Origin of the sequence: Gelidibacter mesophilus DSM 14095, assembly GCF_000423005.1 — a bacterium.
Taxonomy (GTDB): Bacteria; Bacteroidota; Bacteroidia; order Flavobacteriales; family Flavobacteriaceae; genus Gelidibacter; species Gelidibacter mesophilus.
In genome coordinates, this window is the sequence record NZ_AUHD01000006.1 from 295,503 (window position 1) to 318,395 (window position 22,893).

19 protein-coding genes are annotated in these 22,893 nt (G+C 37.7%); 18 read left to right on the top strand and 1 reads right to left on the bottom strand.

Annotated elements, in window-relative coordinates; translation table 11 throughout:
* Positions 1–49: 49 nt before the first annotated feature.
* The 5 genes from G525_RS0108435 to G525_RS0108455 all read left to right on the top strand — a co-directional run bounded on the left by G525_RS0108435 (position 50) and on the right by G525_RS0108455 (position 7,197).
* Positions 50–1,051 carry a homocysteine S-methyltransferase family protein gene (locus tag G525_RS0108435; RefSeq protein WP_027125785.1) on the top strand — a complete coding sequence of 334 codons (1,002 nt, stop codon included), beginning with the start codon at positions 50–52 and terminating at the stop codon, positions 1,049–1,051.
* 84 nt (positions 1,052–1,135) lie between these two features.
* Positions 1,136–3,826, top strand: coding sequence for a methionine synthase (gene metH / locus G525_RS0108440; protein ID WP_281170389.1), 2,691 nt, complete (start codon positions 1,136–1,138; stop codon positions 3,824–3,826).
* A 404-nt stretch (positions 3,827–4,230) separates the two neighbouring features.
* A complete protein-coding gene (gene metF, locus G525_RS0108445) occupies positions 4,231–5,187 on the top strand; it encodes a methylenetetrahydrofolate reductase [NAD(P)H] (protein WP_027125787.1) in 957 nt (318 codons plus the stop codon).
* Between the two features lie 99 nt (positions 5,188–5,286).
* A complete protein-coding gene (locus tag G525_RS0108450) occupies positions 5,287–6,381 on the top strand; it encodes an acyloxyacyl hydrolase (protein ID WP_027125788.1) in 1,095 nt (364 codons plus the stop codon).
* 66 nt (positions 6,382–6,447) lie between these two features.
* The gene (locus G525_RS0108455) at positions 6,448–7,197 is read left to right on the top strand and encodes a head GIN domain-containing protein (protein WP_027125789.1); all 750 of its coding nucleotides are present in this window, start codon (positions 6,448–6,450) and stop codon (positions 7,195–7,197) included.
* A 237-nt stretch (positions 7,198–7,434) separates the two neighbouring features.
* Here the strand turns inward: G525_RS0108455 and gldA are convergent, their stop codons facing one another.
* Positions 7,435–8,328 carry a gliding motility-associated ABC transporter ATP-binding subunit GldA gene (gene gldA, locus G525_RS0108460; RefSeq protein ID WP_027125790.1) on the bottom strand — a complete coding sequence of 298 codons (894 nt, stop codon included), beginning with the start codon at positions 8,326–8,328 and terminating at the stop codon, positions 7,435–7,437.
* 303 nt (positions 8,329–8,631) lie between these two features.
* On the opposite strand from gldA, the gene G525_RS0108465 reads away from it, so the two are divergent.
* The 13 genes from G525_RS0108465 to rlmN all read left to right on the top strand — a co-directional run bounded on the left by G525_RS0108465 (position 8,632) and on the right by rlmN (position 22,759).
* A complete protein-coding gene (locus G525_RS0108465) occupies positions 8,632–9,462 on the top strand; it encodes a prephenate dehydratase (protein ID WP_027125791.1) in 831 nt (276 codons plus the stop codon).
* Complete coding sequence (locus tag G525_RS0108470) at positions 9,459–10,604, top strand: pyridoxal phosphate-dependent aminotransferase (RefSeq protein WP_027125792.1); 1,146 nt, start codon at positions 9,459–9,461, stop codon at positions 10,602–10,604. Before G525_RS0108465 ends, G525_RS0108470 begins: the two co-directional genes overlap by 4 nt.
* 74 nt (positions 10,605–10,678) lie before the next feature.
* A complete protein-coding gene (locus tag G525_RS0108475) occupies positions 10,679–11,530 on the top strand; it encodes a prephenate dehydrogenase (protein ID WP_027125793.1) in 852 nt (283 codons plus the stop codon).
* Between the two features lie 100 nt (positions 11,531–11,630).
* Positions 11,631–12,713 carry a bifunctional 3-deoxy-7-phosphoheptulonate synthase/chorismate mutase type II gene (locus tag G525_RS0108480; RefSeq protein WP_027125794.1) on the top strand — a complete coding sequence of 361 codons (1,083 nt, stop codon included), beginning with the start codon at positions 11,631–11,633 and terminating at the stop codon, positions 12,711–12,713.
* A 241-nt stretch (positions 12,714–12,954) separates the two neighbouring features.
* A complete protein-coding gene (gene rsgA, locus G525_RS0108485) occupies positions 12,955–13,902 on the top strand; it encodes a ribosome small subunit-dependent GTPase A (RefSeq protein ID WP_027125795.1) in 948 nt (315 codons plus the stop codon).
* 146 nt (positions 13,903–14,048) lie between these two features.
* Positions 14,049–14,501 carry a D-aminoacyl-tRNA deacylase gene (gene dtd, locus G525_RS0108490; protein WP_027125796.1) on the top strand — a complete coding sequence of 151 codons (453 nt, stop codon included), beginning with the start codon at positions 14,049–14,051 and terminating at the stop codon, positions 14,499–14,501.
* 50 nt (positions 14,502–14,551) lie between these two features.
* The gene (locus tag G525_RS21700; protein ID WP_051209854.1) at positions 14,552–15,790 is read left to right on the top strand and encodes a DUF3857 domain-containing protein; all 1,239 of its coding nucleotides are present in this window, start codon (positions 14,552–14,554) and stop codon (positions 15,788–15,790) included.
* A gap of 56 nt (positions 15,791–15,846) precedes the next feature.
* Positions 15,847–16,470 carry a DUF3858 domain-containing protein gene (locus tag G525_RS21705; protein ID WP_051209855.1) on the top strand — a complete coding sequence of 208 codons (624 nt, stop codon included), beginning with the start codon at positions 15,847–15,849 and terminating at the stop codon, positions 16,468–16,470.
* A 5-nt stretch (positions 16,471–16,475) separates the two neighbouring features.
* Complete coding sequence (locus G525_RS0108500) at positions 16,476–18,503, top strand: transglutaminase family protein (RefSeq protein ID WP_027125797.1); 2,028 nt, start codon at positions 16,476–16,478, stop codon at positions 18,501–18,503.
* A gap of 1 nt (position 18,504) precedes the next feature.
* Positions 18,505–18,831, top strand: coding sequence for a nucleotide pyrophosphohydrolase (locus G525_RS0108505; protein ID WP_027125798.1), 327 nt, complete (start codon positions 18,505–18,507; stop codon positions 18,829–18,831).
* A 193-nt stretch (positions 18,832–19,024) separates the two neighbouring features.
* A complete protein-coding gene (locus tag G525_RS0108515) occupies positions 19,025–20,290 on the top strand; it encodes a 3-phosphoshikimate 1-carboxyvinyltransferase (RefSeq protein WP_027125799.1) in 1,266 nt (421 codons plus the stop codon).
* A 184-nt stretch (positions 20,291–20,474) separates the two neighbouring features.
* Positions 20,475–21,524 (top strand): tRNA preQ1(34) S-adenosylmethionine ribosyltransferase-isomerase QueA, encoded by a 1,050-nt coding sequence (queA, locus tag G525_RS0108520; RefSeq protein WP_027125800.1) that lies wholly within the window; start codon positions 20,475–20,477, stop codon positions 21,522–21,524.
* A gap of 194 nt (positions 21,525–21,718) precedes the next feature.
* Positions 21,719–22,759 carry a dual-specificity RNA methyltransferase RlmN gene (gene rlmN / locus G525_RS0108525; protein ID WP_027125801.1) on the top strand — a complete coding sequence of 347 codons (1,041 nt, stop codon included), beginning with the start codon at positions 21,719–21,721 and terminating at the stop codon, positions 22,757–22,759.
* Positions 22,760–22,893 lie beyond the last annotated feature (134 nt).

Sequence of the window (22,893 nt, forward strand, 5' to 3'; positions counted from 1 at the left end):
GAGTGTTTTTTCTCTCACTTTCCTGATGACATTTTTATTTTCTTAAACAATGTCAGATTTAAATCAAATTTTACAAAATCGTATTCTTATTCTCGATGGTGCCATGGGGACTATGCTGCAACGCTATAATTTTTCAGAAGAAGATTTTCGTGGCGAGCGTTTTAAAGATTACCCAAGCTCTCTTAAAGGAAATAATGATTTGCTATCATTGACGCAACCACAGGCCATAGCTGATGTGCATCGTAAATATTTTGAAGCGGGAGCAGATATTGTTGAGACCAATACGTTCTCAGGAACAACCATTGCGATGGCCGATTATGATCTTGAGGATTTAGTGTACGAACTGAATTTTGAATCTGCAAAAATAGCCAAACAAGTTGCGGACGAGTTTACAAAAGCCAACCCTGATAAGCCAAGATTTGTGGCGGGAAGCATTGGACCTACCAATAAAACTGCGAGTCTATCACCAGATGTCAATCGCCCAGAATTCCGAGCCATTACTTTTGACGAACTGAGAATTGCCTACAAGCAACAAGTCGAAGCTTTGATTGATGGTGGCGTAGATATGCTATTGGTTGAAACAATTTTTGATACGTTAAATGCCAAAGCTGCTTTGTTTGCAATTGATGAAGTCAAAGAAGAGCGGCAAATTGATATTCCCATCATGGTTTCGGGGACCATTACAGATGCCTCTGGGCGGACACTTTCCGGACAAACAGTGGAAGCTTTTTTATTGTCCATCTCCCATATTCCTTTGCTCAGCGTCGGATTTAACTGCGCACTTGGAGCCGATCAATTACAACCGTATTTGCAACGACTTTCCAACGAAACAGAATTTTTTACATCCGCACACCCCAATGCAGGGTTGCCAAACGCTTTTGGCGAATACGAACAGACGCCTCATCAAATGAACGCTTTTATTGAAGAATACCTGAAAGATGGATTAATCAATATTATTGGTGGCTGTTGTGGATCTACCCCAGAGCATATTCAAAAAATAGCAGAGACTGCAAAAAAATATAAACCCCGCCAAATAGGAATAGAAGCCTAACTAAGAATAGTAGCCTTATGGCTTCCCTTTTGTCAAGGGAAGGTGGATTTAGGTTTTGTAAAAAACCTAAAGATTAAGGATCAAATGAATAGAATGAAAATGAGCAAAAAACATAAGTACTTAACACTTTCAGGACTGGAGCCTTTAATCGTCACTCCGGAAAGTAATTTCATAAACGTAGGTGAGCGTACCAACGTTACAGGTTCGCGTAAATTCCTACGTCTGATAAAAGACGAGAACTACAGTGAAGCCTTAGATGTGGCACGTGATCAAGTGGAGGGCGGCGCACAAATTATAGACGTCAACATGGATGAAGGCATGTTGGATGGAGTATATGCGATGACTAAGTTCTTAAACCTGATTGCATCTGAACCTGACATTTCAAGATTACCCATCATGATTGACAGTTCCAAATGGGAAATCATTGAGGCTGGCCTAAAAGTGGTGCAAGGGAAATCCGTAGTAAACTCCATCAGTTTGAAGGAAGGGGAGGACACCTTTATTCACCAAGCCAAATTGGTAAAGCGCTACGGCGCTGCAGTCATTGTAATGGCTTTTGATGAAGACGGACAAGCTGATACCTTAGAAAGACGGATAGAAATCTGCAAACGCTCTTACGATATTTTAGTGGACATTGTTCACTTTCCGGCACAGGATATCATTTTTGATCCCAATATTTTCCCTGTGGCCACAGGAATGGACGAACACCGCTTGAACGCCCTCGATTTCTTTAAAGCGACCAAATGGATTCGTGAAAACCTACCCTATGCCAATGTTTCCGGTGGGGTAAGCAATGTGTCATTTTCTTTTAGAGGAAACACGGTGGTAAGAGAGGCCATCAACTCCGCATTTTTATACCATGCTATTCAGCACGGCATGAATATGGGAATCGTTAACCCAACCATGTTGGAAATTTATGATGAAATTCCAAAAGACTTATTGGAGCATGTTGAAGATGTCTTGTTTGATAGAAGAGACGATGCCACGGAACGTTTGTTGGATTTTGCCGAAACGGTAAAAGGTGACAAAAAGGAAGATGTTGCCAAAATATTAGAATGGCGAAATGACCCACTCCAAGATCGTATTACGCACGCGTTGGTAAAAGGTATTGAAACTTTTATTATTGAGGATGTAGAAGAGGCTCGACAACAAAGTTCAAAACCGATTGAAGTCATTGAAGGTCATTTAATGCTTGGAATGGGTGTTGTAGGCGACTTGTTTGGCAGTGGAAAAATGTTCTTGCCCCAAGTGGTGAAATCAGCACGGGTGATGAAAAAGGCGGTCGCCTATCTGCAACCTTTTATAGAAGCAGAGAAGGATGGAAGGCAAGAGTATGCCGGTCGCGTTTTAATGGCAACGGTAAAAGGCGATGTGCATGATATTGGTAAAAATATCGTGAGTGTGGTCTTGGGATGTAACAATTATGAAATCATCGATTTGGGAGTAATGGTGCCACCAGAAAAAATTATTGAAACTGCTATTCGAGAAAACGTTGATATTATTGGCTTAAGCGGACTCATAACCCCGTCTTTAGATGAAATGGTGTATGTGTCCAAAGAGATGGAAAAGAAGAATATCAGCATTCCGTTACTTATTGGGGGTGCCACCACCTCCAGAGCACACGCAGCGGTTAAGATTGCTCCAAATTATGGGCATACCACCGTGCATGTCAATGATGCCTCAAGGGCAGTAACAGTGGTAGGAAGTTTGCTTCAAAAGGATAATCGGGTGTACAAAGAACAAATTCGTGAGGAATATGAAAAATTCCGAGAGCAGTTTTTAAAACGTGGCAAGCAAAAGAATTATGTTACCATTGAAGAGGCCCGAAACAGAAAATATAAAATCGATTGGAGTACTTCGGAAATTGTCAAACCCAACCAGTTAGGCGTTCAGATTATTGAAGACTTTGAATTGACCAAACTGGAAGAGTTTATTGATTGGAGTCCGTTTTTTAGAAGTTGGGATTTGCACGGAAAATATCCAGATATTCTTACCGATGAGGTTGTGGGAGAACAAGCTACCGAATTGTTTGCAGATGCGAAGGGTTTATTAAAAAAAGTCTTCGATGGTAAGCTCTTAAAAGCGAAAGCTATTTTTGGCCTGTTCCCAGCAAATGCGATAAATGATGATGATATTGAGATTTATGACGATGCAGGAAAAGTAAAAGTTACCTTTTTAACGCTACGTCAACAATTGGATAAACGTGAAGGCATTCCAAATATCGCCTTAGCCGATTTTATTGCACCAAAAGATTCAGGTAAACAAGATTATATGGGCTGTTTTTGTGTTTCGACCGGTTTTGGAACTGCGGAATTAGCTAAAAAATTTGAAGATGATCTGGATGATTACAATGCCATTATGATCAAGGCACTTGCAGATCGACTTGCGGAAGCATTTGCAGAATACTTGCATAAGGAAGTCCGAATTAACCATTGGGGTTATGACACTGATGAAAATTTATCCAATGATGAATTGATCAAAGAAAGTTATAAGGGCGTCCGTCCTGCACCGGGATATCCCGCCTGCCCCGACCATTTAGAGAAAAAAACCATTTGGAAATTGCTCCAGGTTAAAGAAAATATTGGTGTTGAAATCACCGATAGCTTGGCGATGTGGCCAGCCGCCAGTGTTTCGGGGTACTACTTTGCCAATAAGGAAGCAAAATATTTCGGATTAGGAAAAATAACGGATGATCAACTGAAGGATTATGCCAAACGACGAGGTGTTTCTAATGAAGTTGCCGAGAAATGGTTAAGCCCAAATTTGGCGGACTAAGAAAAAAAATCCGTGTGTCTCTGCGAAATGTGTGTGACACAGGGTTTCGCAGAGGTGCGCAAAGAATTAATTGTAAATTCTAATTGGGTGCGGCATTAATTATTACCCTCTTATTCTTGAAAAGAAAAATAAATTGCAATTACAAAATGCTATCCGATTGACAAGGCTGCGTTAGCGATTACTCATTCATTCTTTTTTGATAAATAGGAAATCGTGAATGCTTGGCATTTGAACGGTATGTTTGAGCTCCTCGAAGAGAGCAAGTAATGAAAGCGCGACCTTTAGGTAACGCCCAAATAAATTAAATATTAACTTAAAGTCACAGAATACATTCGCGTATTTGTGGCAAAAAAGAAATCCCACTGGAGTTTATCTTGAGTGGCGTTGAAAGACAGATAGTAAACATGAAAGTAACTGAACACATATCACAAGCCAACGGAAACACACAGTTTTCATTTGAAATTTTACCGCCATTAAAAGGGCAACATATTAAATCAATCTTTGATAATATTGATCCGTTAATGGAGTTTAAACCGCCTTTTATTGATGTGACGTATCATCGGGAAGAATACATTTATAAAGAACAGGAAAATGGATTGCTCAAACGGCAAGTGGTGAAGAAGCGTCCAGGGACCGTGGGTATTTGTGCGGCCATTCAAAACCGATATAAGGTGGATGCCATTCCTCATATATTATGCGGAGGTTTCACCAAAGAAGACACCGAGAACTTCCTCATCGATCTTGATTTTTTAGGCATTCAGAATGTGATGGCTTTACGGGGCGATGCGGTTAAAACTGAAACGTATTTCACGCCAGAAAAAGACGGTCATGCCTATGCTAACGGGTTGGTAAAACAAATCAACGACCTTAACGGAGGGATTTATTTGGATGAAGAACTTCTAAACACCTCCAAAACTAATTTTTGCATTGGTGTTGCGGCGTATCCAGAAAAACACATGGAATCACCGAGTTTGGATAGTGACATTCATTTCCTGAAAAAGAAAATAAAAAATGGTGCGGAATATGTGGTCACCCAAATGTTTTTTGACAATCAGAAATATTTTGAGTTTGTGGATAAATGCCGAAAAGAAGGCATTACCATTCCAATTATTCCAGGGTTAAAACCAATTGCTACCAAAAGACAATTAAACTTGTTGCCACATCGTTTTCATGTGGATTTACCGGAAGCCTTAATTCTAGAGATTGTTAAATGCAAGGACAATTCTGAAGTCAAACAAGTGGGAATTGAATGGTGTATTCAACAATCAAAGGAGCTTCAAAAAGCTGGAATTCCCGTGTTGCATTATTATTCTATGGGTAAAAGTGACAATATACAAAACATTGCATCGCAGGTTTTTTAAACGTGGATGTGGACCTAATGAGGTTAAAGTAAAAAGATAGATTCCAACAAGTATCTCGGTTTTGATTTTTCTGTTAATTTTGCCGAATATTTTAACTGAATGAAGCATCTAATAGTAGGCGTATTTTTTTTAATGAGTTCCTTCCTGTTTTCTCAAGAAGACCCAGGGGTGTCCAACATTGATGTCAGTTATTTTTACGGAACCATATTGGAGCATAATCCTGATATTTCACATCTTATCACAGACCATCCTACAGGTTTGATTTTAAGTTACAACAAAAAAAGCTACGGCTTTCAACCTTGGGAAAGTCGCTATAACTATCCTGATTGGGGGTTTTCTTTCATTTATCAGGATATGAAAAACCAATACTTAGGCGAAAATTATAGCATTTATGCACATTATAATTTCTATTTTCTTAAGCGAAACTTAAATTTCAGAATTGGTCAGGGTATCGCATACACCACAAATCCATACGATAAGAATACCAATTACATGAACGGTGCCTATGGCTCATATCTTATGAGTACCACGTATATTATGCTCAATTACAAGAAGGAGAATGTATTCAAAGGCCTTGGTTTTCAGGCTGGAGTTTCAATTATTCATTATTCCAATGCCAATGTTAAGGCACCCAACAATTCTACAAATTCTTTCGTTTTTAATGTAGGAGTCAATTACCTATTGGACTATAAGGAAGAACCAGATTTTCAGCCTGTAACAGAAAGCAAAAAATTTACTGAAAATATCAAATACAATCTTGCTTTTAGAACGGGTATCAATGAAAGTGATGTTATAGGCTTAGGCCAATCGCCATTCTATAATTTTTCGTTTTATGCCGATAAACGGCTGAATAGAAAAAGTGCCTTGCAGGTAGGGACCGATGTGTTTTTTGCGAACTTCTTAAAGGAATTAATTTATTACTATTCAGTGGCTTACCCAGAACGCGATGTTGACGCAGATACTGATTATAAGCGTTTGGGGGTGTTTGTAGGACATGAGCTGTTTATAAACAAACTCTCGGTGATTGCACAATTGGGTTATTATGTCTATTATCCGTATGATTTTGAAGGTCGTGTATATAATAGAATTGGTTTGAAACGCTATTTTGGAAATCAGTTTTTTGCAGCCATAACTCTGAAATCGCATGGTGCAAAAGCAGAAGCTGTTGAATTTGGTGTGGGGGTGCGATTATAGAAAGCTCGAAGTTGGACGTACGAAGAAGATAGTTTTATAAATTGAGATGATTCTGAAAGATAAAAAATGAAAAAATTTATATACATCATATTTCCCGTACTGTTGCTTTCATGCAACGCTAAAGTGATGCCTGATTGTTTTCAGAATGCGGGGCCCATTATTCAGATGGAGGTTTCTGTGCCTGAGTTTAACAAAATCATTGTATTTGAAAGGGTGCAGCTTATTCTTAAGGATGCACCGGAACAAAAGATTATTATTGAAACTGGCGAGTATTTAAGAGATGAGGTGACTGCAACTGTTGAAGATGGTGAGTTGATTTTGAAAAACACGAACGGTTGTAATATTTCCAGAGACTATGGGATCACCAAAATTTATGTCAGTGCGCCCAATATCACGCAGATCAGATCAAGTACAGGGTTGCCTATTTTGAGCGATGGATTTTTAAATTATCCCAAATTAGTGTTGTTTTCAGAAGATTTTGGTGCTGAAGACCAGTATCATACCAATGGCGATTTCAGATTGGAAGTTAATTGTAAGGAGCTGACGGTGGTAAATAATAATTTATCACATATGTTCTTGAGTGGTTCTGTAGAAAATTTGGATATCGGATTTTATTCTGGAAACTCCCGCTTTGAAGGCCGTGATTTAATTGCCCAAAACATCAAGATTTTTCATCGGAGTAGTAATGATATGATTCTTAATCCGCAAGCCTCATTAATAGGAGAGATTAGAAGCACAGGAGATGTTATTTTGGTCCATGAACCCCCTGTTGTAAATGTCCAAAGCTATTATACAGGCCAATTGATTGTGGAATGAGGATATTCGAAACTCCAAGTTTTGCAACTCAAATTTAATCTTTAACCTCATCCCTCATGCTTATTTAACCGCAAAGGACGCGACGAATTTTCGCAAAGGTCGCAATGAATATGGAAATCACAAATTCCAAATCTGCAATCGGAAATCAAATTCTAAATTGCAACTTCCTGTCCGTCTGTCGGTTGGGCAACTTCAGTATTTGACCTATAGCTCATTCCTACTACTTCATCCCTAATTCTACATCGTCATCTCTCGAAACAAACTCTCCAAATTCTTGTTCTTTTGATTCAATTGTAGGATTTTCAATCCGTTGTCATGAGCAAAATCAAAAACCATTGGACGCATATCTTCTTTGGTGGAAAACGTTAGTTCGTAAATAAAGTCATGCGTGTTCTTAACGTTTTGCACGTGCTTTAAACGGTTTAGTAAAATATTTTCGACACGATAATCAAATTCCACTTCTACAATCTGCTCTTGATCTGCTTTTAAATCGGTAAGTTTCTTATCGGCAACAATTTCTCCTTTATTGATGATAATCACGCGGTCACATATGGCTTCCACTTCTTGCATGATGTGTGTAGAAAGAAATATGGTCTTTTCTTTGCCCAAAGATTTGATAAGTTGTCTGATGTCTGCCAACTGGTTAGGATCCAATCCTGTAGTTGGTTCGTCCAAAATCAAGACTTCAGGATTGTGCAACAGGGCATTGGCCAAGCCGACACGTTGTCTAAAACCTTTAGAAAGTTGTCCTATTTTTTTATGGGCTTCTGGCGTGAGTCCGGTAAGTGCAATGACTTCTTCAATTCGTGCTTTGCCAATCTTATAAACATCGGCATTAAACGCCAAATATTCCTTAACGTACATGTCTAAATACAATGGATTGTGTTCTGGCAGATATCCCACTCTTTTTTGAACCTCAAGCGCGTCCTTTTGAACATCAAAGTCAGCGACTTTGGCTTCACCTTCGGTTGCATCAATATAGGTGGTCAATATTTTCATCATTGTAGATTTACCAGCGCCATTGGGTCCTAAAAAACCCACAATTTCACCTTTATCGATTTTAAATGAAATGTTGTTCAGCGCTTTTTGATCAGCATAGTGCTTAGTGATTTGATGGACTTCAATGGACATAATTCAAAATATTTGTTCAAAAGTAAGCATTTTAGACATGCCATGAATTAGCGAAATCGTTGTAATGTGAAAAGAATGAAAAAAACATTTTGTTTATCCAATTTATTATTTACTTTAGCTAAATCATATTATGAAAACAATCAATTACACATATCACAGCTTGTTTTATTTCTTTTTTAGCAAAGGGAACGAGACTTCGTATGTGTAATTTATTCGCTATAAATTAATATAAAGGTCTCGATGAAAATCGGGACTTTTTTGTTTTAATGATGTCCGTTTTGACGGATAATTTAAAAAATATACATGATAAAGTCTGTTGCCATACAAGGAGTTAAAGGGTCGTTTCATCATATTGTTGCCCTTGAGTATTTTAAAGACCCTTTAGAAACAATTGATGAGTGCATGACGTTTGATGCCGTGGTGCAGAGCGTTTTGACCCGTAAAACGGATGCCGTGATCATGGCCATAGAAAATTCGATTGCCGGTTCCATCATTCCTAATTATGCCTTAATTGACGATAACCAATTACACATTATTGGGGAGCATTATTTGGATATTCAGCATCATTTAATGGGATTGGCAGGACAGTCCATTGCTGATATTCATGAAGTTTATTCGCATCCCATGGCGTTGTTACAGTGCAAGCAATTTTTTAAAAAACACCCACATATTAAGTTGGTGGAAGATAAAGATACCGCTGAGGTCGCAAGACGCATTCAGCAAAAACAATTAAAGAATGTGGGTGCGATTGCAAGTCGATTGGCTTCGGAATTATTTGAATTGGAAATCATATCAGAAAGTATCCAAACCATCAAGCAAAACGAAACCCGTTTTGTTATTGCAAAAACGAGTAATGGTGTTTTGGATCAAAGGGAAATCAATAAAGCATCACTAAAATTCACATTAGACCATAAACGCGGAAGTTTGGCGTCTATTTTAAATGTGATGAGTGATTGTAGGATGAACCTTACTAAAATTCAATCCTTACCAAAAATTGAAACTCCTTGGAAGTATGCCTTTTTTGTGGATATTACTTTTGAGGATTATCAAGATTATAAAAAAGCAAAATCAATAATGGAAATAATGGCTCAAGAATTTAAGGTTCTGGGCGAATATAAAAATGCACGACAATGATCACCTTTGCAGATAGATTAAATACTGTTGAAGAGTACTACTTCTCAAAAAAGTTGAGGGAAGTGAACTTATTGAAATCCCAAGGAAAACCTATAATCAATTTAGGAATTGGGAGTCCGGATCTGGAGCCGCCTGCCCGCGTTATATCAGCTATTAACGAAAGCATGAACGATGCCATTGCGCATAAATACCAAAGCTATCAAGGCTTGCCAGAATTGAGGGAAGCCATGACAGGGTTTTATAAAGAACATTACGGCGTTGCATTGAGTCCGTTGACTGAAGTGTTGCCATTAATGGGAAGTAAGGAAGGCATCATGCATATTTCTATGGCATTTTTAAATCCGGGAGATGAAGTGTTAATCCCAAACCCCGGCTATCCAACGTATGCTTCGGTAACGAAATTAGTGGGTGCACGGCCTGTTTATTATGACTTGGTCGCTGAGAATGATTGGTGCCCGGATATGCTAGCTTTAGAAAAGAGTGATTTGTCAAAAGTAAAAATGATGTGGGTGAGCTATCCGCACATGCCAACGGGAGCAACCGCCAGTAATAAAGTTTTTGAAGACATCATTGCTTTTGCAAAACGGCATAGTATTTTAGTGATCAATGATAATCCATATAGTTTTGTGTTGAATGATTATCCACGAAGTATCTTGAAATATAAAGGCGCCAAAGATGTGTGTTTGGAACTTAACTCTTTAAGTAAAACCTTTAATATGGCAGGATGGCGTGTGGGGATGGTCTTGGGGAATCTAGAATATATCAATGCTATTTTAAAAGTAAAAAGTAATATGGACTCTGGCATGTTTTACGGCATTCAAAAGGGTGCGATTGAAGCTTTAAAGTGTTCAAAAATGTGGTTTACAAGTTTAAACAGTGTTTATGAAGAACGTCGTGAGAATGTCTGGGAGTTGGCAACAGCCTTAAACTGTACCTATGATCCATGCGCAACAGGATTGTTTGTTTGGGCAAAACTACCAGGGCATTTGACCTCCGAGGAATTTATTGATAAGATATTGAAGGAACACTCCATCTTTATCGCCCCAGGTACCATATTTGGGAGCAATGGCGAAGGGTATATTCGATTTTCGTTATGTGCACCACTAGAAGAACTGCGTGAGGCCATATCCAGAGTGAAATAGTGGACGATGTCCAAAAAATTTTAAATAGTAAGATTGAAATATAGTAGAAGCTCTATCGGAGCGACACATTTGTAATGAAAAATATATACATCATAGGTGTTGGATTAATAGGAGGCAGCTTGGCTCTCGATATTAAAAAACACGACCAAAAGGTAAAGGTTTTCGGAATTGATCATAATAATGCGCATTTGGAAGAGGCGATCCAATTGAATGTGATTGACGCCAAAGCAAATTATGAGGATTTAAAGCATGCAGATCTGGTTATTTTATCCATCCCTGTTGATGCGGCGGTAACTGAAATTATTAAAGTTTTGGATTTGGTTTCAGATGATACTTTGGTGATGGATGTAGGATCCACAAAAGCTGAAATTTGTCAAGCTATAGATCAGCATCCAAAGCGCCGGAACTTCTTGGCTACCCATCCGATTGCGGGAACTGAGTTTTCTGGACCCAAAGCGGCCATTTTTGGATTGTATCAAAATAAGACCAATATCATTTGTGAAGTTGAAAAAACGGCGTTCAAGCTTCAGGAAATGGCGCTCAAATTGTTTGCGGATTTAGGGATGCGTATCCGCTATATGAATCCGGAAGCTCACGACAAACACATTGCTTACGTATCGCATTTATCCCACATTAGTGCATTTATGTTGGGTAAAACCGTCATCGACAAAGAAAAAAACGAGCGTGATATTTTTGATATGGCAGGAAGTGGATTCGCATCGACGGTACGATTGGCAAAAAGTTCACCAGAAATGTGGACGCCAATCTTTAGACAAAATAAAACCAACGTTCTCGAAACCTTGGATGAATATATAAACAATCTTAAACATTTCAGGGATTTGATTCATGATGATGATTTTGAGTCTATTTATTCAGAAATGAAAAACACCAATCATATAAAAGAAATTTTAAACGGAATACAATAGTATTAAATAAATAAAAATCAAAGCACCAAATTCCATTACGATCAGCTTTTAGACTAAACCTTGGAATTTGGAATTTTAAACTTGGAAATTAATAAGTATTATGGAAAACAAGAGAGAATTAAGAACATGGTTAGATGATTTAAAATTGGATCATCCTTTGGTCATTGCAGGCCCATGCAGCGCAGAAACAGAAGAACAAGTCTTGGGTATTGCCCATCAATTAAAAGATACCGATGTGAGCTATTATAGAGCGGGTATTTGGAAACCACGTACACGTCCAGGAATGTTTGAAGGCGTGGGTGCTTTGGGATTAAAATGGTTACAGAGAGTTAAAGAAGAAACCGGTATGAAAACCGCAACAGAGGTGGCTAATAGAGCACACGTTGAACTGGCATTGGAGCATGATATTGATTTGCTTTGGATTGGTGCACGTTCTACCGTAAGCCCGTTTATCGTTCAGGAAATTGCTGATGCCTTAAAAGGAACAGATAAAATCGTGTTGGTTAAAAATCCAGTTAATCCAGATTTACCATTGTGGTTAGGCGCAATTGAACGTTTGGCCACTGCCGATATCAAGAGATTAGGAGCCATCCACAGAGGGTTTTCAACCTATGAAAAAACCAAATACAGAAACAATCCAGAATGGCAGTTGGCTATTGAATTGCAAACTAAATTTCCTGATTTGCCATTAATTAATGATCCATCACATATTACAGGAAAACGCGATATGATTTTTGATGTGTCACAAACAGCCTTAGATTTAAATTTTGACGGACTTATGATTGAGACCCATAGTGATCCAGATGCGGCATGGAGTGATGCTGCACAACAGGTGACACCTCAAAATTTAATTCAAATCATGAAAGATTTACGGATTAGAAAAGAATCTGATCCTGAGAAAGAATACAATACTGATTTGAGTAATTTAAGAGCACAAATTGATGTTGTGGACAATCAACTTATTGAAATGTTGGGCAAGCGCATGAAGTTTTCTGACGGAATTGGAGCCCTTAAAAAGCAAAAAAACGTGGCGGTATTGCAAAGTAAACGTTGGAATGAAATTTTAGGAAATATGGTCTTAGAAGGTGAACAAAATGGACTGAGCGAGGAATTTATCCTTAAAATGTTTAAAGCCATTCATCAGGAATCCATTAACCATCAAGAAAAAATTATCAATGCTTAAATATTAATTATTGCTGTCCTACCGAGTGTCATTGTAATGCTTTCTTGTAAATGAATTGGTCTCAACGGCACTCGAGCAGACAGGTGTAATGCTATTTTTAGTAAGTGATAACAGTTGATCTTAAACTTCGCACATTTTTATCGTGTTTAGCAAATACCATCGCGTCTCGTAATAAATTTAAGCGCTCAGAAATGCACTTTCTAGACTAAAAAATCGTTATTTTGTTGCTTAAATTTGAGTCATGACAGGAACCGTTTACAAATCTACAGGCAGTTGGTACACCGTAAAAACAGACCTCGGTGTTACGTATGATTGCCGGATAAAAGGAAAGTTTAGAATTCAAGGCATTAAAAGTACCAACCCTATTGCGGTGGGAGATGTTGTAGGTTTTGATGTGGAAATTTTAAACAACGTGACCACAGGTATTATCCATACCATTCATGATCGGGAGAATTACATTGTCCGTAAGTCGGTTAATTTGTCTAAACAGACTCATATTATCGCTGCCAATATTGATCAAGTATTCTTGCTGATCACGATCAATAATCCACCAACACTGACCAGTTTTATAGACCGATTTTTGGTCACCACCCAAGCCTATCGGATTAAAACCATTCTGGTGTTCAATAAAATGGATACTTATGATGAGGATAATGTAATGGAAGTAAAGTATTTAGCTTCCATTTATAGAAAAATTGGCTATGAATGCATTGAAGTATCTGCGGTAACCAAAAAAAATATCGATCATCTAAAAAACATGATGAAAGATAAAACCAGCATGTTTGCGGGGCATTCTGGAGTTGGAAAATCAACTTTGGTCAATGCTATTGAACCAGATTTAGATTTGAAAACAAAAGCAATCTCTATGCAGCACATGCAGGGACAGCATACTACAACCTTTGCAGAAATGTTCGATTTAAGTTTTGGTGCCAAAATAATAGATACTCCCGGAATTAAAGGTTTTGGAGTTGTTGATATGGATAAGGAGGAGATTGGAGATTATTTTCCAGAGTTTTTTGCCCTAAAACAAGAGTGTAAATTTAATAATTGCCTGCATGTTGAAGAGCCTAAATGCGCAGTTAAAGAAGCATTGGACAAAGATGAAATTTCATTTTCTCGCTACAGAAGCTATCTTCAGATTTTAGAAGGTGATGATGAGCACTATAGAACTGAAGAGTGGATGAAATAAGCGTCCAATTTTAAGTTGGCGGTCTTAATTCTACCGTATCTATAGGCATTTTGCCAGCCAACCTGTAAGGTTTCAATAACTAATACGCGATGGTTTAATGGCATCAACTATCAATTTTAATCTTCCCATTAAGTATATTTTAGTATATGAAAGTAGTCATTCAAAGAGTTTCCAAAGCAAGTGTCACTATAGAAAACGATACAATTGCGTCAATAGGTTCAGGATTGCTCATTTTGTTGGGAATTGTTAACGAAGATAGCGATGACGATATTCAATGGTTGACACGGAAAATTTCCAATCTTCGCATTTTTGAAGATGAAAAAGGGGTAATGAACCGCTCACTTATAGATGTTGATGGAGATGCTATTGTGGTCAGTCAATTTACGCTTCATGCCTCTACCAAAAAGGGCAACAGGCCCAGTTATATCAAAGCCGCAAAACCCGATGTTGCCATTCCATTATATGAAAGCTTTACGAGCCATTTAGAAGCCGTTCTTGGTAAGAAAATACAAACGGGACAATTTGGTGCAGACATGAAAGTTGAACTTTTAAATGACGGCCCAGTGACCATAATTATTGATTCTCAGAATGCCGAATAATTTTTTTGTTATTTCGTAAAAAGGTTTACATTAGCTGTTTATCAAGCCCCATGACTAAGATTTACCGCTTAATTCTTGTTCTGGTTTTCCCTATGGTCTGTTTGTCACAGGATGAAAACCTATTGAACGCCCACACTATTCCTTCGGATTTAAAAGAAAATGCCAACGCCGTTATTAGATGGGAAGATTCCTATATAGAAGTCAAGGCACCCAATAAAATGGTGCATTCCAACAAGCGGATTGTGACCATTTTAAATTCTTCAGGCAACTCTAAAGTCGATGCTTATTTGGGTTATGACAAAGGGGTTTCCATCAAAAAAATGGAAGCTCGAATTTATGATTCTGAAGGAAAAGAAATCAAAAAAATCAAGAAAAATGATTTTGAAGACGTCAGTGCAGTCGATGGTGGCTCGCTCTATTCTGACAGTCGTGTTAAATATCTGAATTATACGCCCATAAATTATCCGTATACGGTGCTTTTTGAAACTGAAGTAGAGTATAGTTCAACCGCATATATAAAAAGATGGCAGCCTATTGAAGGTTTTTCTACAAGTACTGAAAACAGTCGCTATATCTTTCGTTACGACAGTTCTAATGAAATCAATACATCTGAGAGAAATTTTGAGATCTTCGGCATTGTAAATCAATCTGAGAAAGGCACCATCCATTACGAGGCTCATAATTTGAAAGCTATTGTTTATGAGGCTTATAGTGTTAGTCTGAAAGATATTACACCCTACGCCATGCTCAACTTGAAAAATTTTTCCTATGAAGGTTATAGTGGAAATGCCAATGATTGGGAAGGTTTGGGTAAATGGATGCATGAGCAACTATTAATTGGTAGAACTCATGTTTCGGAAAAGACCAAGAATGAGATAAAAAAATTAGTTTCAGGAATAGACAATCCAATAGAAAAGGCTAAAGTAGTCTATGCCTACGTTCAAAAAAACACAAGATACATCAGTGTTCAGGAAGGCATAGGTGGGATTCAACCCATTGATGCGCTAAAAGTGGACGAAGTAAAATACGGCGATTGCAAAGGACTCTCCAATTACACCATGGCCTTATTGGATTTAGTAGGCGTTAAGGCTTACTATACCAGGGTTTATGCGTCGTCAAGCGATGCTGTAGACATTAATAAAGATTTTGTGTCCTTTCTTGGACAAACAAATCATGTTATTTTAAATCTTCCTTACCAAGGTGAGAATCTATGGTTGGAATGCACCAGTCAAACCTCGCCATTTGGGTATAGTGCCAATTTTACGGATGATAGAAATGTTTTTGTGTAAAGCCAGAGGGTGGTGAAATTGTACGCACCAAAATTTATACCGCTACCGAAAGTCTTTTGGATACGAAAGCCACTGTTGTCATTACAGAGGAGGGAGACATTGAAGCTAAAATCCATCTCAATTCCTACGGTAGCCAATATGGGCATCATGAGGGAATTCAAAATAGCCCTTTAAAGGATCAAACACTGTATTACAAGAATTATTGGAGTCATATTCATAATATGGATGTCCTTTCGATGGCCTTTAAAAATGATAGAGACGCCATTGTATTTAGTGAAAATATTGCGCTAAAGGCAAGAAAATATGCTTCGAAAACAGGTGACCGCCTGTTGATGAGTCCAAACTTTTTCAATGTACTTGCAAATATTCCAACGCGTTATCGTGATAGAAAATTGCCATTTGAAATTCAACGTGGCTTTTATGATACCGATGAGTATGAGATAACGATTCCTAAAAACTTTCAGATCGAAGGAATTCAAAAGAAGATCCATATTGAAAACAAATTTGGCAAATACAGCAGCGCATTGATCAAAAATGCAGATAGTACCCTAACATTTAAACGCGCGTTTATGTTGAATAAAGGAGCTTATGCCAAGGAAGATTATGAAGATTTTAGAAACTTTCATATGGAAGTCGCCAAACACGATCAATCAAGAATCATACTTATTAAAAAATCATAACCTCCATGAAAAAAAGTATTTACCTGTTTGTCTTTATAGCCTTCAACTGGGCTAATGCCCAAGATTTTAGATATGGAAAAGTATCTATGGATGAGCTCCAAGAAATGACCTATTCGGAAGATTCTGAAGCAAACGCCGCAATTTTATATTTGAATCAAAAAGTTTATTATGATTTTATACAAAACGAAGGATTTGTTAAGATAGTGGAAGTGTTCAAACGCATAAAAATTTATAATAACGATGGATTTGAGTGGGCTACTGAAGCGGTGCAACTTAGAGATAACGAGAAAAAAACTGAAACGATTAGTGCTTTAAGAGGAGTGACCTATACCTTGGAGAATGGTAAAATATTAGAAGCGAAACTAAAAAAAGATGGCATATTTGATGAGAAGAACAATAAACATTGGAAAACATCAAAATTTACCATGCCAAATGTAAAGGAGGGATGTGTCATTGAATTTGAATACAAGATCACATCACCTTACATCAGCATTGATGACCTTAATTTGCAATATAATATTCCAATAAAGGAATTGGACATGAACGTTCGTATTCCTGAATATTTTAACTTTAATAGATATGTCAATCCAAGAGCCACTTATATTCCAAAAATCAAAGATTATCTAGTAAGTAGAGCAGAGGTTATTCAGACTAAGGAAAGAACTGGTGGCGGATTAAACAGTGCGAGAGGAGCTGTTGTAAGGACTACAAACTCAAACAGCAATTGGGAGTTTAAGGAAAATAAAACAGAAATAAAACTTTCGAATGTTCCTGCACTTAAAGATGAAGATTATGTAAGCAATCTTAATACTTACAGAACAAAACTGATCTGGGAGTATGCCTCTTACAAAGATTTGAGAGGGTTGACAACAACTTATTCTACAAATTGGGAAGAGCTCACAAGAACGATTTTCAAGGATGCCGATTTTGGAACACAATTAAAACTAACCAATTATTTTGAAGAAGATGTAGCTGCACTTCTTAAAGGCGTCACTACAGATTCTGATAAAATCAACCTCATTTACAATTTTGTAAAGTCCAAAGTAAAATGGAATGACTATTACGGTTATACCACCGATAATGGTGTCAAAAAGGCTTACAAAGAAGGTGTTGGAAACGTTGCGGATATCAACCTGATGTTAACATCTATGTTACGCTATGCCAAAATAAAAGCAGACCCAATGCTCATAAGCACATGCAGTAATGATATTCCCCTATTCCCCGGCACGGGAGCATTTAATTATGTGGTGGCAGCAGTTCAGGTGCGAAATGACGTGATGATTTTGGATGCCACTGATAAATTTGCTACATCTAATGTGCTTCCTATAGCTGCAATTAATTGGCAAGGACGAATTATAATGGAAGATGGGAGTTCATCATGGCAGGATTTATCCCCAAAAGATGTGGTGAGAGAAATGTTTACAGTCAGTGCGACCATTAATGGAGATCTTACGGTAGAAGGTAAGGTAAGGACGCAATTGACTTCATTTGCAGCAAAAAATTTCAGAAGTAAATATGAAAATTACAATGCTGAAGAAAAGTTGACCGATTTAGAAAAGGATAAAGGAGAGATTGAAGTGACTAATTATGAAATTACAGATATGAACGAAGTAAATAAACCAATAGTTTATGTCTATGATTATAAATTATCACGTGGGATTGAGCAAATAGGTGATGAACTATTGCTTACGCCAATGCTATTTCTGGCTCCTCAAGAAAATATCTTCAAACAGGATAAGAGAGCGTTTCCAATTGATTTTGTGTATGCATTTAGTGAAAAACATGCTATTAACATGGTGGTACCTGAAGGTTATATGGTGGCGTCTTTACCGGAAAATTCAATACTTAAATTTCAGGAAAACGGCGGGGAGTTTAAGTATATTGCAAAAGCAAATGGGAAAATGTTACAATTTGTAATTTCGATGGATTTGAACCACTCTTTAATCCTTCCGGATGAATATCAGGATTTTAAACGATTCTATCAATTGATGACAGAAAAGCAAATGGAAAAAGTAGTCCTTAAAAAAATATAAAATGGAACTTCAAAACTCGCAAAAGATAGTAGATGAATGGATCAAAGCGCACGGCGTTCGATACTTTAATGAGTTGACCAATATGGCGCAACTTACAGAAGAAGTTGGCGAAGTTGCCCGGATTATTGCACGTCGTTACGGCGAGCAAAGCGAAAAGGAGAGCGATAAAAATAAAGATTTGGGCGAGGAATTGGCTGATGTCGTGTTTGTAGTGTTGTGTTTGGCAAATCAAACAGGAATCGATCTTCAAGCTGCATTTGATAAAAAAATGGATTTAAAAACAAATCGAGATCACGACCGGCATCATAATAATGAGAAATTGAAATGATCTGTTCTTGATTTCAGAGTTCAGGGTTCAAACTTCAAAGTTGTGAATAGTATGAGTTCAGAATTATGAAATGTTATTTCATCAATCACCAATCATTTTAGGTTTTTCCTTGTGAAACTTCGTGCTACTTTGTGTCACTTTGTGGAATAGCTTTTCTATTTTCGTAAATCGTAAATCGTAAATCAGAAATTTCATGTTGTTAGTTCTTCATAAATCTACCATTGTAGAAAATCCTCCAAAAATTGTCATCACAGGCTCCAAAAGCGAATCCAATAGATTATTGCTCTTACAAGCCCTTTATCCAGAATTACAAATTGAGAATGTCTCAAATTCTGACGACTCTGAAGTGATGCAAAAAGCTTTGAAATCAACTTCAAATCATATTGATATCTCCCATGCAGGCACCGCCATGCGATTTTTAACTGCTTTTTTTTCAACCCAAGAAGGGCGAGAAATTACGATTACCGGTTCTGCCAGAATGAAAGAACGCCCTATTCAGGTATTGGTAGAAGCGTTGAATGCTTTGGGTGCCGATATTTCTTATGTGGAAACTGAAGGTTGTCCGCCATTAAACATAAATGGTAAAGTACTGTCAAAAAATCAAGTAGCGCTCAAGGCCAATGTAAGTAGCCAGTATATTTCTGCACTGTTGTTGATTGCCCCAAAATTGGAAAATGGATTGGAATTGACCTTGGAAGGTGAAATCACCTCCGTTCCGTACATCAACATGACGTTAGATTTACTCAAACAGATAGGTGTTTCAACTAGTTTTGAGAATAATATAATAAAAGTAAAACCACTTCAAAGTCAAAATGTACATTCTAAAACCTTGATCGTTGAAAGTGATTGGTCGTCAGCCTCATATTTTTACAGTATTGTTGCGCTAAGTCCAATTGGTACAGAAATTACTTTATCATCCTATAAAAACGACAGTTTGCAAGGCGACTCTGTCCTGTCAGAGATCTATTCCGATTTCGGTGTAGAAACCACATTTAATGAGAATGCCATTATACTTTTAAAGAAAGCTGACTGCCAGCTTGAAACGATTAGCTGTCAGTTAAAAAATGCGCCGGACATTGCCCAAACGATTTCTGTAACCTGTTTCGGATTGGGAATTGGATGTGATCTTAGAGGATTACACACTCTTAAAATTAAAGAAACCGACCGATTGGTGGCTTTAAAGACGGAACTAGAGAAATTGGGGGCACAAGTAGACATCACAGAAAACAGATTGTTATTGCGCCCTCACAAGATGTATACGTCAGACAATAGTTTCCTTACTTCGGAGGGGGTAGAAAAGGTTTCTATCGCTACCTACCATGATCACAGAATGGCAATGGCTTTCGCGCCTTTAGCGCTGAAAAGAAACCTCCAAATTGAAGATGCTATGGTCGTTTCTAAATCTTATCCTACCTTTTGGGAGGACCTGAAGCGCATCGGATTTAAAATTTCAGAATAATAAACCGTCTTTTACTTGACAACGCCTACTTTGAGATTGTATATTTGCAGCTTGCCAAAAAAATCTATATAAATCGCGTTGTGAAATACTTACATACAAGTAAGGAGCAGTCGGTATGATAGAAAAGGTATTCCTGAGATCCGCCGGCAAATAGATCTTATCATTAAAAAATAAAAAGAAACAGATGAAATTATCCCATTTTGGTTTTAAACTTCCTGAAGAATTATTAGCTGAACATCCAACCGAAAATAGAGATGAAGCACGATTGATGGTGTTGGACAGAAAGAAGAAAACTATTGAGCATAAATTATTTAAGGATATCATTGATTATTTTGATGAAGGTGATGTCATGATTCTCAACAATACTAAGGTTTTCCCAGCGCGCTTATTTGGTAACAAAGAAAAAACTGGCGCAAGGATTGAAGTGTTCTTATTAAGAGAACTTAATGAAGAACAACGCCTTTGGGATGTGTTGGTTGATCCAGCCCGTAAAATACGTATTGGTAACAAGTTGTATTTTGGAGATGATGAAACTTTGGTCGCTGAGGTTATTGATAATACCACCTCTCGAGGGCGTACTTTGCGTTTCCTTTATGATGGGTCTTATAAAGAATTCCGTCAAAAACTGACACAACTTGGTGAAACACCATTGCCAAAGTACATAAAAAGAGATGTGGAGCCAGAAGACGAAGAGCGCTACCAAACTATTTTTGCAAAAAATGAAGGGGCCGTTGCAGCTCCAACAGCAGGATTGCATTTTTCTAAGCATTTATTAAAGCGTTTGGAAATTAAGGGAATTGATTTTGCTGAAGTGACACTTCACGTTGGTTTAGGTACATTTAACCCTGTTGAGGTTGAAGATCTATCAAAGCACAAAATGGATAGTGAGGAAGCATTTGTAACGCAACAGGCGGCAGATATTGTCAATGATGCCAAAGCCAGAAAAAAGAGAGTATGTGCTGTGGGTACAACCGCTATGAGAGCGATTGAAAGTTCAGTATCATCAAGTGGTACACTAAATGAATTTGAAGGATGGACCAATAAATTTATTTTCCCTCCTTATGAGTTTAGTATTGCCAACTGTATGATTACGAATTTCCATACACCAAAATCGACGTTGTTGATGATGGTTTCTGCTTTTGCGGGTCATGATTTTATGAAAGAAGCTTATGAAATAGCCGTCAAGGAAAAATACCGCTTCTACACTTATGGAGATGCGATGTTGATTATATAATTGACAGATAAATATAAATTATAGCCTCATTCTTTTGGATGGGGCTTTTTTTGTAGTCTCAGTCTTGAGTCAACAGTTTTCAGGAGGCCATAGGTTAATATGTTCTGGAAGTCTCAACTTCAACTCCATTTTCAACTTCAAATTGGTCCTAGCTTTCGAGTTTGTCAATTCCTTTCAGTATTTTTGCAATTGCAATGGAAATAATAAAAAAAGACATACGCGCTTTAAGCAAAGAGCAACTCCGCGAATTTTTCGTGGCGCAAGGCGATCAGGAATTCAGGGGCAATCAAGTGTATGAATGGCTGTGGAATAAAGGTGCCCATAAGTTTGAAGATATGACAAATATCTCCAAGCAAACGCGACAGATGTTGGAAGATCATTTTGTGATCAATCATATTGAAGTGGATCAAATGCAACGCAGTAACGATGGTACCATTAAAAATGCAGTGCGTCTACACGATGGCTTGATAGTGGAATCGGTGTTGATTCCAACAAAAAAGCGGACTACGGCATGTGTGTCGTCGCAAGTTGGTTGTAGTCTCGATTGTAAATTCTGTGCCACGTCACGTCTTAAACGGATGCGTAATCTCAATCCTGATGAAATTTTTGATCAGGTGGTGGCTATTGATAAAGAAAGCCGATTGTATTTCAATAAACCTTTGACCAATATTGTATTCATGGGCATGGGAGAGCCACTTATGAACTATAACAACGTCTTAAAGGCTATTGATAAGATAACGTCGCCAGAAGGCTTGGGCATGTCGCCTAAGCGAATTGTCGTATCTACATCAGGAGTTCCCAAAATGATCAAAAAAATGGCCGATGATGACGTGAAATTCGGTCTTGCCGTTTCTTTGCATTCCGCCATTGATGACGTACGAACTTCCATTATGCCTTTTAACGCCACTTTTCCGCTGGCCGATTTAAGAGAAGCTTTAGAGTATTGGTATGCCAAAACAAAAAACCTGATTACTTATGAATATGTGGTATGGGATGGTATTAATGATTCAAAAAAAGATGTGGAAGCCCTTATTCAATTCTGTAAATTTGCGCCCAGCAAAGTCAATTTAATTGAATACAACCCTATTGATGATGGGCAATTTCAACAAGCGGATAATGCTGCGTTGGACATGTACATTTCTATGTTGGAAGCCAATAATATCACCGTTACCGTAAGACGATCGAGAGGTAAGGATATTGACGCTGCTTGCGGTCAATTGGCGAATAAATCTTAAAAAATTCAGGTAAATTTCTAAGACCTTGCTATTGCGGGATTGTTTTCTAGTTATCCGCAGAATTTTTTGGCTTTATCAAATTTTAAGATAGCATATCATTCGCATTTTTAGTACGTTTGTTATACAAATCCGCA

What these genes read in the sequence shown, in the direction of transcription:
- G525_RS0108435 (WP_027125785.1), top strand. Translation starts at nt 50, where the DNA reads ATGTCAGATTTAAATCAAATTTTACAAAATCGTATTCTTATTCTCGAT.
- metH (WP_281170389.1), top strand. Translation starts at nt 1,136, where the DNA reads ATGAATAGAATGAAAATGAGCAAAAAACATAAGTACTTAACACTTTCA.
- metF (WP_027125787.1), top strand. Translation starts at nt 4,231, where the DNA reads ATGAAAGTAACTGAACACATATCACAAGCCAACGGAAACACACAGTTT.
- G525_RS0108450 (WP_027125788.1), top strand. Translation starts at nt 5,287, where the DNA reads ATGAAGCATCTAATAGTAGGCGTATTTTTTTTAATGAGTTCCTTCCTG.
- G525_RS0108455 (WP_027125789.1), top strand. Translation starts at nt 6,448, where the DNA reads ATGAAAAAATTTATATACATCATATTTCCCGTACTGTTGCTTTCATGC.
- gldA (WP_027125790.1), bottom strand. Translation starts at nt 8,328, where the DNA reads ATGTCCATTGAAGTCCATCAAATCACTAAGCACTATGCTGATCAAAAA.
- G525_RS0108465 (WP_027125791.1), top strand. Translation starts at nt 8,632, where the DNA reads ATGATAAAGTCTGTTGCCATACAAGGAGTTAAAGGGTCGTTTCATCAT.
- G525_RS0108470 (WP_027125792.1), top strand. Translation starts at nt 9,459, where the DNA reads ATGATCACCTTTGCAGATAGATTAAATACTGTTGAAGAGTACTACTTC.
- G525_RS0108475 (WP_027125793.1), top strand. Translation starts at nt 10,679, where the DNA reads ATGAAAAATATATACATCATAGGTGTTGGATTAATAGGAGGCAGCTTG.
- G525_RS0108480 (WP_027125794.1), top strand. Translation starts at nt 11,631, where the DNA reads ATGGAAAACAAGAGAGAATTAAGAACATGGTTAGATGATTTAAAATTG.
- rsgA (WP_027125795.1), top strand. Translation starts at nt 12,955, where the DNA reads ATGACAGGAACCGTTTACAAATCTACAGGCAGTTGGTACACCGTAAAA.
- dtd (WP_027125796.1), top strand. Translation starts at nt 14,049, where the DNA reads ATGAAAGTAGTCATTCAAAGAGTTTCCAAAGCAAGTGTCACTATAGAA.
- G525_RS21700 (WP_051209854.1), top strand. Translation starts at nt 14,552, where the DNA reads ATGACTAAGATTTACCGCTTAATTCTTGTTCTGGTTTTCCCTATGGTC.
- G525_RS0108500 (WP_027125797.1), top strand. Translation starts at nt 16,476, where the DNA reads ATGAAAAAAAGTATTTACCTGTTTGTCTTTATAGCCTTCAACTGGGCT.
- G525_RS0108505 (WP_027125798.1), top strand. Translation starts at nt 18,505, where the DNA reads ATGGAACTTCAAAACTCGCAAAAGATAGTAGATGAATGGATCAAAGCG.
- G525_RS0108515 (WP_027125799.1), top strand. Translation starts at nt 19,025, where the DNA reads ATGTTGTTAGTTCTTCATAAATCTACCATTGTAGAAAATCCTCCAAAA.
- queA (WP_027125800.1), top strand. Translation starts at nt 20,475, where the DNA reads ATGAAATTATCCCATTTTGGTTTTAAACTTCCTGAAGAATTATTAGCT.
- rlmN (WP_027125801.1), top strand. Translation starts at nt 21,719, where the DNA reads ATGGAAATAATAAAAAAAGACATACGCGCTTTAAGCAAAGAGCAACTC.